General features: G+C 41.6%; 11 protein-coding genes. 4 read left to right on the forward strand and 7 right to left on the reverse strand.

The genetic code is table 11. From position 1 onward, the window contains the following. Positions 1-55: 55 nt before the first annotated feature. The 5 genes from DXX93_RS20170 to DXX93_RS20190 form a co-directional block, all read right to left on the reverse strand. Positions 56-802 (reverse strand): M48 family metallopeptidase, encoded by a 747-nt coding sequence (locus tag DXX93_RS20170; RefSeq protein WP_116009683.1) that lies wholly within the window; start codon positions 800-802, stop codon positions 56-58. Continuing rightward, a complete protein-coding gene (locus DXX93_RS20175; RefSeq protein WP_116009684.1) occupies positions 802-3951 on the reverse strand; it encodes a type I restriction endonuclease subunit R in 3150 nt (1049 codons plus the stop codon). The genes DXX93_RS20170 and DXX93_RS20175 overlap by 1 nt, the downstream gene beginning before the upstream one ends. Next, the gene (locus DXX93_RS20180; protein WP_116009685.1) at positions 3948-6212 is read right to left on the reverse strand and encodes a DUF262 domain-containing protein; all 2265 of its coding nucleotides are present in this window, start codon (positions 6210-6212) and stop codon (positions 3948-3950) included. The genes DXX93_RS20175 and DXX93_RS20180 overlap by 4 nt, the downstream gene beginning before the upstream one ends. Further along, positions 6209-8239, reverse strand: a complete 2031-nt coding sequence (locus DXX93_RS20185; protein WP_116009686.1) for a DUF262 domain-containing protein — start codon at positions 8237-8239, stop codon at positions 6209-6211. Before DXX93_RS20185 ends, DXX93_RS20180 begins: the two co-directional genes overlap by 4 nt. A gap of 68 nt (positions 8240-8307) precedes the next feature. Continuing rightward, a protein-coding gene (locus DXX93_RS20190) for an IS3 family transposase (RefSeq protein ID WP_116007661.1) occupies positions 8308-9464 on the reverse strand; the annotation gives its coding sequence in 2 pieces (ribosomal slippage) (positions 8308-9221 and positions 9221-9464; 1158 coding nt in all). Between the two features lie 70 nt (positions 9465-9534). Here DXX93_RS20190 and DXX93_RS20195 point away from each other — a divergent pair. Then, positions 9535-9879, forward strand: coding sequence for a hypothetical protein (locus DXX93_RS20195; RefSeq protein ID WP_258872779.1), 345 nt, complete (start codon positions 9535-9537; stop codon positions 9877-9879). Positions 9880-9980: 101 nt separating this feature from the next. Here the strand turns inward: DXX93_RS20195 and msbA are convergent, their stop codons facing one another. Then, a complete protein-coding gene (gene msbA, locus DXX93_RS20200) occupies positions 9981-11759 on the reverse strand; it encodes a lipid A export permease/ATP-binding protein MsbA (RefSeq protein ID WP_116009687.1) in 1779 nt (592 codons plus the stop codon). 222 nt (positions 11760-11981) lie between these two features. Next, the gene (locus DXX93_RS20205; protein ID WP_116009688.1) at positions 11982-12380 is read right to left on the reverse strand and encodes an acyl-CoA thioesterase; all 399 of its coding nucleotides are present in this window, start codon (positions 12378-12380) and stop codon (positions 11982-11984) included. A 154-nt stretch (positions 12381-12534) separates the two neighbouring features. Here DXX93_RS20205 and ubiE point away from each other — a divergent pair, with 154 nt between their 5' ends. The 3 genes from ubiE to ubiB are packed head-to-tail and all read left to right on the forward strand — an operon-like array spanning position 12535 to position 15657. Then, on the forward strand, positions 12535-13326 hold the full coding sequence (ubiE, locus tag DXX93_RS20210) for a bifunctional demethylmenaquinone methyltransferase/2-methoxy-6-polyprenyl-1,4-benzoquinol methylase UbiE (RefSeq protein WP_181902287.1): 792 nt from the start codon (positions 12535-12537) through the stop codon (positions 13324-13326). A gap of 3 nt (positions 13327-13329) precedes the next feature. Continuing rightward, positions 13330-13977 carry a ubiquinone biosynthesis accessory factor UbiJ gene (locus DXX93_RS20215; protein WP_116009689.1) on the forward strand — a complete coding sequence of 216 codons (648 nt, stop codon included), beginning with the start codon at positions 13330-13332 and terminating at the stop codon, positions 13975-13977. A 36-nt stretch (positions 13978-14013) separates the two neighbouring features. Then, positions 14014-15657: a ubiquinone biosynthesis regulatory protein kinase UbiB gene (gene ubiB / locus DXX93_RS20220; RefSeq protein ID WP_116009690.1), complete on the forward strand. Its 1644-nt coding sequence runs from the start codon at positions 14014-14016 to the stop codon at positions 15655-15657. Positions 15658-15669 lie beyond the last annotated feature (12 nt).

Genomic DNA, 15669 nt, shown 5'->3' on the forward strand with positions numbered 1-15669 from the left:
AGACAATCTAATAAAAAATGAGATTGTTGATCAGTTTGTCTCATTTAAGAGCTTATTAATAACTCCAATCCTCATAGGCCAGAGGCAGGCTATTAAGCAAGTCTCTGCGTTCACGCCAGTTAGGCATGTACTTGTCCATGAAAGATCTGAATCGCTCATTATGGTGGCGTTCTAGCAAGTGAACTAGCTCGTGGGCAACGATGAACTCCATACACTCTGGTGGCTTCTTAGCAAGTTCGAGGTTAAGCCATATACGCTTCGCTTGAATATTGCAGCTTCCCCATTTGGTTTTCATCTTTTTGATATTGAGAGAGTTAGCGTTTACACCTAGTTTTTTTTCCCATTGAGGTAATAACTTCTCAAGTGAGCGCTGCATTTCATCTCGATAGAAACGGTTAAGCAGTTTGAGCTTATTGTCGGTTGACGTATTTTCTGCAACTGCTAACACTAAATTACCGTTGCCTTTTGCGGTAACCGCGTATTTCCCTTGCGCCTCAACAAGCTTTAAGCGGTATTTTTTACCCCATAGGTAGTGGCATTCACCATTAACCATTTCTCGTATTGATTGACGCTCTTGTCCTGCAAAGTCAGCTTGCTGTTTCTTAATCCATGCAAGTTTGTTTACGATCGCCAGCCTAATCTTTTGTTCACTCGTATCGTTGGGGATAGACAAGCGTACTTTGCCATTTGGCGGTAGTACGCTTAAGTGAATGTTTTTAATAGCTCTGCGATTTAGCTCAACATCAATGTCACCAATGCGAACTACTTCAACACTGTGAGCATTGCTTTTGGTATGGCGCACTAATGGTATTCCTTCTGAGCTTTAATTAGCTCCATCACATCTACAATATTGACCTCATAACCTGCCGCTTCTTCTCGCACTGCGTTAGCTATCTCACGCTCTTTAAATCTATCTCCAAGCCAATCTGCTTTTTTAGTGTAGCGAACAGCAGTATCAATTTTAGTTGTAAGTACTTCATCGTTACCGAAGTTATCATAAATTGCTTGTTTGGCTGGCGTATCAACAGAAGTGGGGTAGCTTTGATTGCTATTTTCAGTTGGATTTACCACTTTTTTTGCTAGTGCTCTAATTTGCTCTAGATACTCTTGATAGCTAATAGCCTGTTCTCTTCGCTGATTAATGATTTCATCGAGCAAGGTTGCCATACTGTCAAAGTATTTTGGGTTTACTGGATTTTCATCAACAATAGTTTTTCTGACGTTATTTTCAATGGCTTCTGCCATTGCGTCTTCGTTGTCCCGCAAGCCTTCAGGTAAATCCTCTAAACCTTTACCGTTGTTGTTTACCACGAGATCAATTAAGCCCAACTCTTCAAAGTCCATCAATAATTCGCTGTCATCAGCTCGAATATACATATCCAATAGATGACGCATGGCTGGCTCAAAACGTTTCATTTCGAGTAAGTCGCCACTGGCAAGTTTTACTTCGTCACGAACCTTTTCGAAGTATGCGACTTCTTTCTTAATATTTTCAGCTTCTTCAAAGGTGTAACCAGCTTGCTCCATTTCATTTGCAAGGTTAGTGTATGCACGAATCAGTTTAGCGACTGATTGATATAGAGTTAAACGTAGTGCTTCTTTTTCAGTGCGCTCATTTTCATCTTTAGATTCAACACCAGACTCACCACAAAAATAATGGATAAAATCTTTAGTATCTCTAGGTGCTTTCACTGGCTCACATAACGCTCGTACCGCTTCTAACGCATTATCTAAGTCAGCACGAGATTCTTGTAAGCGATCTTTTAAAAGCCCTTTAACATCGTCAGCATCGTAGCCATCAAACGCTTCGGCTGTGTAATCTTTAATGGCTTTATCAAGTGAACGGAACAAGTCTTTGTAGTCGATGATGTAACCGTAGTCTTTATCTTCACCATCCAATCGGTTTACACGGCAGATGGCTTGGAATAGGTTGTGATCGGCCATTTTTTTATCGATATAGAGGTAAGTGGCAGAAGGGGCATCGAAGCCAGTGAGCAGCTTATCTACAACGATCAGTAGACGCATTTGCCCCGGCTCTTCGATAAAGCGTTTCTTAACGGCTTTTTCGAACTCTTCTACACGCTTGGCTGCTTCTTCTTCGCTTTGCTCAAAGTACTCAGCTAACATTTTGCGATAGGTGTCATACTTAAACAGCTTTTCAGTTAAGCCTTCACCAGATTCTTCGCCTTTTATAGCGCCTGCGACTGGCTGATAACTGGTTACTACTGCACACTTTCCTGCAAGGTCGGTCTTACTAAATAAATCATAAATAACACATGCTTGATGGACGCTAGCGCACACAAGCATGGCGTTACCTCTACCAGACATCAGCGCAGGTTTGATTTCCATATCCATTAAAATGTCGCTAACAATTTGCTCTAAACGAGATTTGCTGGAGAGCACCTTTTGCATGGTGCCCCATTTTTGTTTTAGCTGCATTTTAGCAAGGTTAGAAAGCCCTTTAGTCTTAGCTTCAAACCACTGGTCTACTTTTTTCTCTGACGTTAAATGCTGATCAATATCTCTTGCTTCATAACGAAGATCTAGCACCACACCATCACTTACGGCTTCATCAAATTTGTAAGTGTGAATATATGGGCCGAATACTTCCAAGGACTTTTTCTTGTCCTTTTTCATCAGTGGCGTACCTGTAAAACCTATAAACATGGCTTCAGGTAAAATAGCTTTCATCGCCTCGTGTAACTTGCCTGATTGTGTTCGGTGACACTCATCAACAAACACAAACAAGTTACCTTTTGCTGCAAAGTCACTTGGTAGGTTTTTGGTTAATGCTTCAAGGTAGTCTTTTGTTGCTTCATCATCATCTTCTTCGGTAACTGCTTCGCCATTTCGACCAAACTTATGTACTAGTGAACAGAATAGCCAAGGGTTAGGTTGATTAAGCGTGGCAACCAAGTCCCGTCCGCTTTTAGTGCGATAGATCTCTTCATCAACACCAGAGAAAACTTTTTCTATTTGTTCGTCTAATTCGGTTCGGTCAGTAACAATTAGCACCCGTGAATCTGTTACATTTTCACGTATCCATTTGGCAAGCCAAACCATCGTTAAGCTTTTGCCTGAACCTTGCGTGTGCCAGATAATGCCATCATCGTGCATTTGAACGTGTTTCTGTGCCGCTTGGATGCCGAAGTATTGGTTGTGTCGGCATGTTTTCTTCACGCCAGCGTCAAACACGATAAAGTCATGAATGAGTTGCATGAATCGCTTTTTATCGCACAATTGTGCGATATGAATATCGAGTAAGTTCTCTGTTGTAATGCCTTTTGCTGGAAGAGGATTGGGGTTTTCTTTACCGCTATATTCTTTCCATTCAAGGTAGTATTTTTCAGATGTCTCAATCGTGCCATAACGAACACCTTGGGTGTCATTACCCGCCATAACGAGCTGCATGGTGGTAAAGAAATTACGAATAAACGCTTTCTTTTGATTATCTAAGTTTTGGCGAATACCTTCGCTGACTGATACTGAAGAGCGTTTTAGTTCAATGACCCCAAGTGCGATGCCATTAACGTAAATCACAATATCAGGGCGTTTTTTCAATTCACCTTTTACAGTGACTTCTTCAGCAATGGCAAAGTCATTAGCTTCTGGTTTTTTCCAGTCTATTAGCCAAACTGTTTGGTTTTGTTCACCCGCACCTTCTTTTTCTTTTACGCCATAGCGAAGAAGGCGATAAACATCTTTGTTTGCATCAAAAAGCTTTTTACCTTCACCTAGGGCTGCGGCAGTATCCAGTTGGCGTAATGTACGGGTAATCAGTGCATCAGAAATTCCACGACCTTTTAGCCATTTAGTGAGCAGGTCTTTTTCAATATTGCTGTTACCTTCTCGGTATTCCCAATTACCTAGGTAGTCGTAATCAAGTTGTTCTTTAAAAAACTTAACTACGCGGTTTTGGGTTTTTCTCTCTAATTGACCGACATTACTCATTCTGACACTTCCTTTAGTCCAGTAATTTCATATGCAAACTTGCTTAGCGCTTTTGTTGATGCATCATCTTCAAAAGTCACTTCCTTATCGTCTTGCCATAATTCATAGGTAAATGTCTTGTTGAAACAAAAATAAAGATCAAGACCTTTCCAGTTTTTGAAATGCACACTAGGTACATCATTATCGCTATAGACCCAATGATACTCATAATCCAGCTTCAATAAACTTGATAGCTCAGGTGCATTTTCTTTAACTAACCTTTTTAATTTTAAGAAGACATAATAGCTATATAAGCCATAATGATAGCCAGACATTTTTTGACCACACAGTAAATATATTTCGCCACTTTCACCATAACCAAAGCGAGCACACATTTTGCTACATTCGTTAAGCATCTCTGGCTCATCAATAATACATTTACGCCAACCAATCACTTTTGAATTTGCAATAAGGTGTTCCATTCCTATTATTTCATGCCCTTCATCCAGTGCATTCAAAAGTTGGAATAAGAGCTTTTGTCTATGAGATTTATCATTAAATACACTGCGCCAGTTTTCATTGCGATCACGAGCATTGCTTTGAACGTTTCTACAAAAACTTTTATTTCGCCACTGCTTAACAAGATAGTCGCCAAAAGTTAATAATGACCTATGAACTAGGTAGTCTTTTCTTCCAAGTACATCACTTGAAAATAATACGGCTGCTTTGCTGGCATTACGTTTAAATGTATCTATACAAAACGAACTTTCACTTTCATGTTTGCATGAATCAAGTAAGAACCCAATTTGACCATAAAAATAACTGTGCTCGTGGTAGGGTTTAAATGCTTTTAGCCATTGTTCATCATTGATAATAAGTTGAGCTTTAAGTATTTCTTCACTTCTTTGTAGCTCATTAAAGAATTGGATATCTTTGCTTTCAAGCTTAGCTAAATTAGTGAAAACATTTGAATAGAGCTTGTTAGCCAAACTAGAAAGCGAATTTACTGCATTAACATAATCTGCGGCAGAGTCGTAAGCTGTGTTGTTTATAAGTCGTTCTGTAACCTCTAACCAATACACTAAGTTCTTCACATCCTCATGAGAGAGCGAATTGATGTTTTTAAAACAAGGGTTAATACAAATAAAATTATAAAGCGAAGCAAAACGAACTTTTTCCAAATAACCGTTTTTATTGATACCGTCATTAAAGGTTTTTAGCACTTTATCTTTAATAAAAGTTTCACAGTCAAAGTTAAATTGTATGTCGTGAATAAAATCAAGGAATTGGTAAGCATTATTTAAGCAGGTATTTGAAAAACACTTTAATGTCTCATACTGCGAATGACCAAAGTAAGAATTGTCGCGCAATTGGCTTACAACACTTTCATATTCTTTTTCATTCTTCTTACTTGCATTTTCAATGGTAGAGACAAATTGAGTTAGGGCAATGGTTTTAAAAAAGCGTAAGTAAGTATCATCAACCTCAGTACTGCCTTTAGGCCGCATTTTCCAAAAAACGTCTGTCCATGATTTATCGAGCTTCAACCAAAAATCTTCAGCTAAACAGATCTCTTCAGAGCGGTTAACATAACCTTGCAACCATGCCTTTAGGTTTTCAAACTCTGTCAAAGCCTGCCCTCTGGCGTTCATTTTTATATAAAGTTCGTCTGTTAGTGCAAAGTTATCCATGTTTAGAAAATGGAAGGTAACTGGTGGCTTTTCACTACAAATCAACATATTCCATAAGTCAGGCGAAAGTGCAGCTTTAAATACCCGATGGATCTCATCTAGCATCACTAGCATTGCCTTAACCGTTGGATCGTCCTTCCATACCGAGAAAAACCAGCTCGCATCAAAAAGCATTTCAGACAAGCTCCCCTCTATTTCTTGAATTACAATATCATCACTGAAACGCAGTAATGAATGGGTAAACTCTTTAGAGGTGACTCGATTTTCATATTTAAATTTAGCCAATTTACTTTTTACAGTAGCAAGGTTGCCCGTGCCAATTGCAATATACCAATGGAGCAAAAATAACGTGGTAATACGTTGCTGACCATCTAGCAAAATCAGGTGGTCATCTTTAACTGAGCCATAAATAAAATCGAGATCTTGACTTTTTTCCGGGTCGTTGATCATGGTAAAAAGATCAGCAATAAACTCAGTTCTTATTTGGTTTGCCTTGCTATCGTCTCTACCCTGCGCATAATCTCGTTGAATAATCGGTATGCTAATGGCATGCTCGTCAAGTAATTGCCAAAATGTCTTTTTCATACTCATGCTAGTCCCTCCATGACACTATAAAAGTTAAAGCATGCAATTAACTCTTTACGATAAGCTTTTCGGTCTTCAGTTGACCACTGGTGCATATGAGACACATTTTCGCTATAAAATTTAGAAAATACATTTTTTGTCGCAATCGGGATAAAACATTGCGCTTGTTTACCATTAATTCCTTTTTCATACTGTAAAATGAGTTTCCTTTTTTGCGCAAAAATGGCATTACCTATACCTCTGTTTACTTTGGCAGAAAGTAAACACAAGTTATCAAGACCATCCATTTCTTCTTCTTTAAGAACTCCTACAACATCACCAAGCTGCTTTGTATATTCTTGTAGTGACGCTTTAAGCGCTAACATATTTTCTTCATCGTCAGAAGTTATTTTTCTTAGGCTATTCCATTGAGTAAGTGAGTCGAGCAACTGAGCTTTGCTGTCCTTTGGAATATCTTCACTTTCAATAAGTGCTTGCTGTGATGAGTACCAAACATCCTGCTCTTTAGATTCATCAAGTTGTTGCGAGTTTTGTGCGTGAATATGCTCTATATCCCACTGTGTATTGGCATATGTATTAAAAGAAAGTCTTGTACCTTGTTTTCTGTGGGCTGCAATATTAAATAGAATTAGCACCGAAATAATATGCTGACGATTGCCACCATATTGCAACGCGCTAAAGGTTTGCTTTTTACTCTCGTCAGTGAAATATTTAACAAGCTCTTTTGCAATACGTGCTTTAAGTAGTTTTACAAACTCAGATTTCGTCACCCCTTCAGACATTTGCCATAACGTTTGAATGTTACAAATACTGCGAGTGATTAAAAATCCTGTTAAATGATAAAGCTCATCATTTTCAAACCATTCCTGTAAGCGATAAAACCCTTGTCTTAGTTGGTGCCATTGATGCTCAATAAATTCAGCTTTATTTCCTGCCTGTTTTAATTCGCGGTAATAATGGTTAAACGAGAAGAATACATCTTGGCTTTCGAGGGTATTGGCTTTATGAGTTGGCTTATTGGTAAGTAGGTCAAACAGAAACTCAATATGGTTGGCGTGCTTATTTTCCTTGTTGTAGGGTTGCAAAAAAGCCCAAAAATCTTGGTTTTGTAATACATGCTCAATAGCATCCCATTGCTGCGCCATTTGTGACTGTTTTAACCTACCCACCTCAGTAAGTTCTTCGGCATTAGCGTAATGCAAAAACAGTGCTTTAATAAGCTCTGCGTTAGTCAGCGGGATCTTGCCACTGTTTAAACGCATAAAAATATCAATCGACTTTTGTTTATTTTGCGCTGCATCCATATCCAGTGCTGCATACCAAATAACTTTGGTATGATTTAAAAACTTATTAAGCCAACATTGTTTTTGTTGCTCGCTTTTATTTTCAAACCACTTAGCAATGGTGCGATATGCTGTATAAAAATGATAATTATCAACATTATCTAAATCACAGCGAGAAAGTCCTGAGCTTGATTGTTGCTCATTGAGTTCTGAGTCATAACTTTCTATATAATTCTGCCATGACTCACTTTGTAGTGTGCCCGGCAAATAATGCGCTAAAAACTCACCACTACTTTTTCGTGTACGGTAATCAATGGTGAATTGACTGTGTTGCAGGAAGGATAAAATCATATAACTGGTTGTTATTCTTTGCTGTCCGTCAATCAGCTCCCAACATGATTTTTCATTATTTGATTGTGGTGCTTGATATTTCACAACTACAGGCTGCAAGCAATAGAAGTCACTTTGAGTAACAGTAAATTCATCAATATCATTGAGCAAATCTTCAACTTGCTGAGGTGTCCATTTATAACCGCGCTGATAATCATCAACAAAAAAGTGAAGCGGTAATAACTCAGTAATTGATTTTAATATAAGTGCGTTATTACCTTGCACCAACTGTTGTAATTGCGCCATAAAATCGGTGACATTTTCGTCACTAGATTGTGATAGCGCATACTGAAACTCAGAGAATAAGTTCTCAATTGCCACCATAGAGCCAGCACTGTGATTATTGCTATTATTTTGCATTTAAAACATCCTGTTTATTAATATGGTAAACGTGTGCGGCCTGTGAGTAGCTCTTGCATCTGTTCTGGTCAACTCCAGCCGGACACTTTTCTAAAAGAATTTTCATACTCTACTGGTGACAGATCACCATTAGCTGAATGCAGTCTTTCTAAGTTGTAATACTTCATATAATCGACAACATCATTTTTCATATGCTCACGCGTAGGTTGAGCCACTTTAAGTAACCAATCATGTTTCAAACTGCCAAAGAACCTCTCCACTACTGCGTTATCCCAACAGGCTCCCACATCACCCATACTCGCTCGAATACCAAATTGTTCGAGCAGCTGACGGTAACGCTTACTGGTGTATTGAGAGCCTCGGTCAGAGTGGAATACTAAGCCTTTAGCTGGTTTTCTCAGGTTATAAGCCCTAATCATGGCTTTCATCACTAAGTCAGTCGTCATACGTTTATCTATATGCCAACCAACAATGCGTCGAGAATATAAATCCATCACAACAGCAAGATACATCCAACCTTCGCCTGTTTTTAAATAAGTCACATCACCAGCCCAAATCTGATTTGGCCCCAACGGATTAAAGTTCTGATTAAGCAAATTATCTGCAACTGCATCAGCATGCTTACGCTTCGTTGTTACCTTGTAGGCAACTCGCTGCTTTACTTTCAGGTTCAACGCTTCCATGAGCTTTCGAGTTCTGTGCTTACCAATTTCAAAGCCTTCTTTGCGTAAGTTTTTATGTAGCTCGCGATAGCCCAAGCTTTCACGACTGCGTTTAAACAGCGCTTTAGCTCGCCGATATAAATGAAGCTCTTCTGCCGTAATTAACTTGGCTGGCCGTTTGAGCCATGCATAGTAAGCAGAGCGACTGACTTGCATCACAGCACACATCTTGCGGACGTCATGAGCCTGACTATTGGCTTTGACGAACTCGTACTTTACTTCATTTCTTTCGCAAAGAAGGCGCTTGCCTTTTTTAAGATCTCTTTCTCCACTTTGAGTTCTTTAACTTCTTTTCTCAGTCGTTTTAGCTCTGCTCGTTCACCTTCACTTAACGCATTGCCAGCTTGTTGTTGTTCAAGTTTAGCTTTCCAGTTATAAATGAGTTTAGTTGTAATTCCCAAAGAGGCTGCGGCTTGTGAGACCGTATAGCCTTGCTCAGTCACTAAAGCTACAGCTTCTTGTTTAAATTCGGTTGTATAGGTTTTGTTTTTTCGTTTTGTCATTTAACACCTCAATATTGGAACATTGTCCTTTATTAAAGTGTCCGGCTCAATTAAACCAGTTCACTTTTATATGCTGTTAAATGCCATTACCGTTTCTTCAAGCTTTGGTATGGGCATGCGCTTGTACAGTTTTTCAGCCATGGGCGGCAGTTACAGCGTGACCAGTGGGATGATTATGATCCCCTTTATGTTCGGCGTTGGTCTTATCTTTTATAACGGGCGTAACTTTTTGGGCTGGGTACTCGCGATAGGATCAGTAACGGGTTTAATTTTCGGTGTGATTTCCTCATTACGCTTTTCTTTCCGTACCATGAGTTCTTTTGATTTGATCGTTATTCTTGTCCTTGCTGTTGGCGGTTTGGGGCTATTTTTACGATCACTTAAAGCGCTTGATGAGCGTTTGCCTGACGAGTAAATAGCGCCTACTGAAAGATAAGCTTGAACTGAATTCAAAATTGAAAAAGAAAGGCGAGTGATTCAACTAACCTTTAACTTTGAGATTCGCTACTTATGCGCTTAGTGAGCGAACTGGAACTTGTGCAGTTGCGCGTAAGCACCATCTTTGGCAAGCAGTTCTTCGTGATTACCTTGCTCAATCACTTTACCCTGATCGATCACCAAAATACTGGTGGCATTTTCAATGGTCGATAAGCGGTGAGCGATGATAATTGATGTGCGCTGCTGCTGTAGCTCTGTTAACGCATCTTGAATATGGCGCTCAGATTCAGTATCTAGCGCACTTGTGGCTTCGTCTAAGATCAAGAATGGCGCATCACACAGCAAGGCTCTGGCAATGGCAACACGTTGGCGTTGACCACCGGAAAGCAGGGCGCCGTTATCGCCAATATTGGTATCTAACCCCTGCGGTAATTTTTCGGCAAATTCCAATACATGCGCTTTCTTAGCGGCTGCGATGATTTCTGCTTTGGTCGCATCAGGTTTGGCGTAAGCAATATTGTTAGCAAGTGAGTCGTTAAACAGCACAACTTGCTGAGAGACATAAGCAAACTGGCGGCGCAGCGACTTAATCGTTAGTGTCGAAATATCCGTGTCATCAATTAAAATCTCACCCTTTTGCGCTTGGTAAAATCTTAATAGCAAAGACGTTAACGTCGATTTACCGCTACCAGAGCGCCCAACTAAAGCAATAGTTTCACCACTGTTAGCGTGAAAACTTATATTGTCGAGGGTGAGTTTTTCTTCACTCGGATAAGCAAAACTGACGCGATTAACCGTTAAGTTACCTTGTGATTTTTCAAGCACCTGATTGCCCGTTTCACGCTCTGGCTGTTTGTCGAGCAACTCAAAAATACTGCTGCTAGCCGCCATGCCGCGCTGGAATTCGTTATTTACGTTCGTTAGCAGTTTAAGTGGCCTTAGTAACATGGTCATGTAAGTTACTACGCCCATAAATACGCCCGGTGTCAGGTTTTCAACAAAACCGTCGAGCGTGGCAACATACAACACAAATGCTAAGGCAAATGAGGCAATAATTTGAATAATCGGCACACTCGCCGATTTAGCCGTGACCATTTTCATGCGTTGCTGGCGATTGTGTTTGTTAATTTGGAAAAAGCGATCGTTTTCGCGCTCTTGGCCATCAAAGGTAATCACCACTTTATGACCATTGAAGGTTTGCTCTGCCGCGCTGGTCACTTCCCCCATCGCATTTTGAATATTCTTACTGATTTTGCGAAAGCGCTTAGAAACAATCGTGACAATCACCGCAATAATTGGTGTGATCACTAAGAATATTGCCGATAACTGCCAGCTTTCCCAAAACATCAGGAACAGTAAACCAATCACAAAGCCGCCTTGTTGTACTAAGGTCAACAGTGATTTACTCACCGCTTCTAGCACTTGCTCAGTATCAAAGGTGAGTTTGGAAATTAAGGTACCCGTAGAAACACTGTCATGAAAGGCAACTGGCATTGCCATCACGTGTTTAAAAATTTTCTGTCTGAGATCTGCAACCACATTGTTACCTACCCACGCCAAGCAATAATTACTCAAAAAGTGGAACGTGCCGCGCAAAATAAAACAGACGATCACAAATAGCGGCGCCCATTTCATAAAATCAGGGTTCTTACCCGTTAAACCTTCATCAATTAAGGCTGGTAATTTTGACAAAAAGTAAACGTCGATAGAGGCATAACCCAGCATGCAAAACACGGCAAAAAATGATGCTGCGCGGTAGGGAAATGCGTGACGGATCAAACGCTTGAAATTATGCCAAGTGTTGAGCTCGGTAATGTGTTGTTCGGTTGGCGATACGTCTTTGGAGCCATTTACCATGGGTTACATTCTCGTGTCTTACATACGTGATCATACATACTAATTCAGCAGCCAAAGCCTGATCACATACTTCTATTACATTTAAGTTGGTTGAGCGGAGTTTGTTAGGCTCAGCAATAATAACTCAGCGCTAATAAAAAAGTGCTCTGCGCTAAAATTTTGCTAATTATATACAAAGTTTACGGACATTGGCATGACAGCCTAAGATTCTCATCAGCGTAGTTAGTTTTCCGGTAAACAGCCGTGGGGGATCGGCTTCATGGTTTCAGGGTCAACACAAACAAAAGTCACGTCGTGTACTTCACAAATGACACTGTGCGTTGATTTGTTGCGCACTAAGACATCCACCGTTATCGAAGTACGGCCCAAATTTTTCGTTTTCATACCAAACTCGATAATATTCCCTTTAAACGCGGCCGCGCGAAAGTTAATTTCGCCAAAGCGAGCCGTCACCATGGTCATATCATCTTTGTTGCCCAACTGACATTTGGCATAGATGTAAATTTCTTCATCAATCCACGCCAGCATAGTACCGCCAAACAGGGTATCGTTGTGATTAAGGTTACCGGTTTGCACTAAACGTCGGCCGAAAAAAGCCCAGTCTTGCTCTGCTACTGTCATGATTAACGCCTATTTTTAATGATTAGCTCTAATATGGGTGTTTATACCCACAATGACAAGGTGGTGAAAATTAAACAAGAGTGTGAACCAAAGGCTGATTTTACCCATAGCTTGCAGTACACTAGCGTCAACATGAAAGGTAAGCGAAAAATTGATGTCTCAGCCCATGCAACACGAACAAACTGAAAACCCAAACTCAACAGATCAAGAAACTACCCATTTTGGCTACCAAACCGTCGAAAAAGGCTCAAAGGAGTCAATGGTGGCGGGCGTATTTCATTCGGTTGCAAAACAATACGACATTATGAATGACTTGATGTCATTTGGTGTTCACCGCTTATGGAAGCGTTTCACCATTGATGCGTCAGGTGTTCGTCCTGGCAATAAAGTGCTTGACTTAGCGGGCGGTACAGGTGACTTAACCGCTAAGTTTTCGCAGCTAGTGGGCAAAGACGGCAAAGTGATTCTAGCTGACATCAATAGCTCTATGCTTAACGTGGGGCGTGACAAATTGCGCGATCGCGGCTTAGTGCAAAACATTGACTACGTGCAAGCGAACGCGGAACACTTACCGTTTGAAGAAAACACCTTTGATATTGTGACCATTGCCTTTGGCCTGCGTAATGTCACCAACAAAGACAACGCGTTGCGCTCTATTTTCCGCGTGTTAAAGCCCGGTGGTCGCCTGCTTGTGCTGGAATTTTCAAAGCCAGAGCACGAATTGTTAAACAAGGCATACGACTTCTACTCGTTTAACATCTTACCGAAAATGGGTGAGCTGGTCGCGAAAGACGGCGACAGCTATCAGTACTTGGCTGAATCCATTCGCATGCACCCAGATCAAGAAACGCTAAAAACCATGATGGCAGATGCAGGCTTTGAACAAACCACCTACCACAACCTAACCGGTGGTATTGTCGCGCTACACAAAGGTTATAAGTTCTAGTTTATGCGTACCGCTCTGCTTGCTCAGCTACTGTGCTCTGCCATTGAATCTATCGCGAACCAAGCGTTATCACTGAGCGATAAGCCCGTTAATTTCGCTGAGAAATATCAGTCCAGTGCGATGGCACTTAACTTGGCAGAGCTTGGCTTTACCTTAGAGTTTCGCTATATCGCCTCTAAGTTACTGGTGACTAGTCCTGAGCAAACTATTCCTGAACAAACAAGCGCCGAATGTACGATCACCACCAGCTTATCAACGCTTAACAAAATCAGAAGTGAACACCAACTAACTGAATTAATTAAAGCCGATAAACTCGATATCGTTGGCGATATGAAAGTGGCTCAACAATTTATTGGGCTGGCAGAGAGTATTGAGATCGATTGGGCCACTGCCATTGAAGCGCATATTGGCGATGTCGCAACGCATAAACTGCTCTCGTTAGCGGCCAATGCCCAGCGCAAGTTAGCGTTTGCCAAAGCCCAAGTGAGTGCTGATATGACGGAGTATGTGCTGCATGAGCAACAATGGGTGGTTTCAGCCTCTGAGCTGCGTCACTTTACACAAGGGGTTACTAGCAGCCAGCAAAGCGTTGAGCAATTATCACAGCGAGTTGCTGCGCTAACCGAAAAAATGACTCAGCTCGATCACTAATTTCACCCCAACTCATTAACCAAATGGAATGCCAGCGTGCGTAGTTTACGAATTTACCGAATCATCAAAACCTTCCTACAGCACGGTTTAGACGAAATGCTGCCCCGTGCTGCGGTGCCTTGGTATATTAAACTGGCGCGAATGTCGCTGTTTTGGCTGAGAAATCAACACAAAGACAAAAGTGAAGCGCAACGACTTCGCTTGGCAATAGAAAGCCTAGGCCCAGTGTTTATTAAGTTCGGGCAAATGCTTTCAACTCGCCGCGACCTGCTACCGCAAGCCTTCGCCGAAGAACTTGCCTTGCTGCAAGACCGCGTACCGCCTTTTGCCGGCCAGCAGGCTCTCAAACAAATCGAGTCGGCGATTGGCCGCGAAGCTTTTGCTGAACATTTCAGTAACTTTGACGCCAAGCCCTTGGCTTCAGCTTCCATTGCGCAAGTGCATACAGCGACCATGCAAGAGGATGATGGCAGTGCGACCCAAGTTGTTATCAAAGTGCTGCGCCCGGGCATCGAAAAAACCATTATTGCCGATATCAATGTCATGCAGATGTTTGCCGGTATCGTGGCTAAATGGTTGCCAGATGGCAAACGCCTGCGCCCGAAAGAAGTGGTCAACGAATACCGTAAAACCATTCTTGATGAGCTTGATCTGAATCGCGAAGCAGCCAATGCCATTCAGCTAAAGCGCAACTTTACGCAAGGCCAAGCCAGCGACCATCACCTTTACGTACCGGAAATTTACAGCAGTTACTGCCACAAAAATGTACTGGTCATGGAGCGCATTTACGGCATTGGCGTTGGTGAAGTGGAAACCCTGCAGCAACTTGGCTGTAATATGAAACTCTTAGCCGAGCGCGGCGTAGAAGTCTTCTTTACGCAGGTATTTCGCGATAGCTTTTTCCATGCCGATATGCACCCGGGCAATGTTTTCGTCAACGCCACGAACCCAGCCGATCCGACGTGGATTGCCATTGACTGCGGTATCGTCGGCACCTTGAATAAAGAAGACAAACGCTACCTAGCGGAAAATTTCGTGGCGTTTTTCAACCGCGATTACCGCAAAGTTGCTCAGCTGCATGTTGATTCTGGCTGGGTACCACGCCACACCAGTGTGGATGAATTTGAGTTTGCCATTCGCACGGTGTGTGAACCCATTTTCAACAAACCACTGGCCGAAATCTCGTTTGGGCAAGTCTTAGTCAACCTGTTTAATACCGCGCGCCGCTTCAATATGGAAGTGCAGCCACAGCTGGTATTATTGCAAAAAACCTTACTCTACATTGAAGGGCTAGGGCGCCAACTCTACCCACAGCTGGATCTATGGCAAACCGCTAAGCCGTTTTTAGAAAACTGGGTCAAAGAGCAAATGGGTATTCAGGCGGTATTTGGCAAAATCAAAGACAACTTACCGTTTTGGAATGAAAAACTACCAGAAGTGCCAGACCTTGTTTACGACTTCCTCAGCACAGGTAAACAAGCACATTTACAGCAAATAGAACTGTTGACGCAAATCAAACAACAACAAGCGTTAAAAGCGCGACAACAAATCTATTCCATTCTTGCCTCGGGTGCCATGATCGCCAGTGCAGTGTGTTTTAGTGTCGGCAGTTTACTCGCAACAGGCATTTTAGCCGCAGGGGCCGTGGTCTTGATTGCGAGCGCGCTAAGTAAGCACTAAATAAGCCCTAGT

The organism is Thalassotalea euphylliae (assembly GCF_003390335.1).
Lineage (GTDB): Bacteria > Pseudomonadota > Gammaproteobacteria > Enterobacterales > Alteromonadaceae > Thalassotalea_F > Thalassotalea_F euphylliae_B.

Bases quoted from the DNA above. Each gene is read 5' to 3' on its own strand.
- DXX93_RS20175 (WP_116009684.1), bottom strand. From the start codon at position 3,951: ATGAGTAATGTCGGTCAATTAGAGAGAAAAACCCAAAACCGCGTAGTT.
- DXX93_RS20180 (WP_116009685.1), bottom strand. From the start codon at position 6,212: ATGAGTATGAAAAAGACATTTTGGCAATTACTTGACGAGCATGCCATT.
- DXX93_RS20185 (WP_116009686.1), bottom strand. From the start codon at position 8,239: ATGCAAAATAATAGCAATAATCACAGTGCTGGCTCTATGGTGGCAATT.
- DXX93_RS20195 (WP_258872779.1), top strand. From the start codon at position 9,535: ATGCTGTTAAATGCCATTACCGTTTCTTCAAGCTTTGGTATGGGCATG.
- msbA (WP_116009687.1), bottom strand. From the start codon at position 11,759: ATGGTAAATGGCTCCAAAGACGTATCGCCAACCGAACAACACATTACC.
- DXX93_RS20205 (WP_116009688.1), bottom strand. From the start codon at position 12,380: ATGACAGTAGCAGAGCAAGACTGGGCTTTTTTCGGCCGACGTTTAGTG.
- ubiE (WP_181902287.1), top strand. From the start codon at position 12,535: ATGTCTCAGCCCATGCAACACGAACAAACTGAAAACCCAAACTCAACA.
- DXX93_RS20215 (WP_116009689.1), top strand. From the start codon at position 13,330: ATGCGTACCGCTCTGCTTGCTCAGCTACTGTGCTCTGCCATTGAATCT.